The sequence below is a fragment of the Mycobacterium sp. ENV421 genome (assembly GCF_002887815.1).
GTDB lineage: Bacteria > Actinomycetota > Actinomycetes > Mycobacteriales > Mycobacteriaceae > Mycobacterium.
In genome coordinates, this window is record NZ_PDHO01000117.1 from 1 (window position 1) to 1,536 (window position 1,536).

Consider the following 1,536-nt stretch of genomic DNA (forward strand, 5'->3'; position numbering starts at 1 on the left):
GGCACTTTCGCTTATCTACACACCCCTACAGGCGACATCCCACGAAAAATCCGGGTTAGTGCGAAGCCGACTTGTGTGATCATCGGGTCGGGGTTGAAGGCGAATCCAGCAAACACGCAGATCATGATGATCGCGGCAGCGACAACAACACGACTGGCCTGCTTAAAGCCGTGGGCGACGGCGTCGTTCCCGTGGTGGCCGTGGGTGTGTGCTTCCTTGATGGAAGAGACAAGAAACACTTCGTAGTCCATCGCCAGTCCGTAGAGCACTCCGCTGACGATGATCGGCAACAAGCTCAGCACCGGGGTGGTCGCATGGATGCCGAGCAGTTGCTGACACCATCCCCATTGGAACACCGCGGTGGTGGCACCGCTGTACCGAGACACTGAAGGCGCGACGATCACCCAGATCGCCGACGAACTCGGCATCAGTGGGGTGACGCTGTCGGCCTGGTGCAAGGCGGCCGGGGTGCCGATTCGGCACCGCAACCCCACCACTGGTGCCGCACCGGTCTCGGGCGCGGAAACTCCTGACCAGGAGCTGGCCCGGCTACGTGCCGAAGTAGGGGCAGCTACGTGCGGACAAGACCCGGTTGTCCACCGAGCGCGACATTCTGCGCGCACTGAACTCATCGAAGATGCCCTCATCGCCGCCGAGGCGCTGCGTGGTTCGCTGGCGGGTGCTGTGTTCCATTCGGATCACGGAAGTCAGTTACACCTCAACCGATTTCGCGACATTCTGCGCAGATCTGGGCGTCACCCAGTCTATGTGAATCGCCCTGGTTTTCCCGGAGGCTCGGGCTATTGGATTCCGATCAAGGGTTCGTCGGTCCGTTGTGCATCGTAGAACGCGGCCTCGCGTTCGGTGGGCGGGATGTCGCCGAGGTAGCTGTGTAGTCGGCTGGTGTTGTGCCAGTAGACCCAGCCCAGGGTGGCCAGCTCGACGTCTTCAATGGTCTTCCACGGCCAGGTGCGGGCGGGCCCGTAGATCAGCTCGGCCTTGTAGTAGCCGTTGACCGTCTCGGCCAGCGCGTTGTCGTAGCTGTCGCCGATGCTCCCGATCGAGGGCACCGCTCCGATCTCGGCGAGTCGCTCGCCGTAGCGAATGGAGGTGAATTGCGATCCGGCATCAGAGTGACATGTCAAGCCAGGCAATGTGTTTCCGCGTGACCACCGCGCCATCTCCAGCGCATCGAGCACCATCGAGGTCCGCATGTGCCCGGCAACCCGCCAGCCCACGATCATCCGCGAGTACGCATCGACGATGAAGCACGCGTAGGCCACCCCGGCCCAGGTGGGCACGAAAGTCAGATTCGTCACCCAGAGCTGGTTCGGCGCGGTCGCGGTGAACTTACGTTGGACCAGATCGGGGTGCCGCGCCGCCGCCGGGCCGGGTTTGGTCGTGCGGACCCGCTTGCCGCGCCGAGCACCCTCGATACCGACGGCCCGCATCAGCCGCGCGACCTGGTCGCGGCCGACGTCGTGGCCGGCCCGACGTGCGGTTTTCCACAGCTTGCGGGCGCCGTAGACGCAATAG

At 63.7% G+C, this 1,536-nt stretch carries 2 protein-coding genes and 1 pseudogene; 1 reads left to right on the top strand and 2 read right to left on the bottom strand.

What is annotated here, in order from left to right; all coding sequences use genetic code 11:
- Nucleotides 1-11: 11 nt before the first annotated feature.
- The gene (locus CRM90_RS29910) at nt 12-458 is read right to left on the bottom strand and encodes an MMPL family transporter (protein ID WP_233209608.1); all 447 of its coding nucleotides are present in this window, start codon (nt 456-458) and stop codon (nt 12-14) included.
- Nucleotides 459-618: 160 nt separating this feature from the next.
- Here CRM90_RS29910 and CRM90_RS31250 point away from each other — a divergent pair.
- Nucleotides 619-769 (top strand): annotated as a pseudogene (locus CRM90_RS31250) (DDE-type integrase/transposase/recombinase); the annotation flags it as partial.
- 31 nt (nt 770-800) lie between these two features.
- On the opposite strand, the gene CRM90_RS29915 reads toward CRM90_RS31250, so the two are convergent.
- Nucleotides 801-1,536, bottom strand: a 736-nt coding sequence (locus CRM90_RS29915) for an IS3 family transposase (RefSeq protein ID WP_142391500.1), incomplete at its 5' end; no start/stop codon positions are given.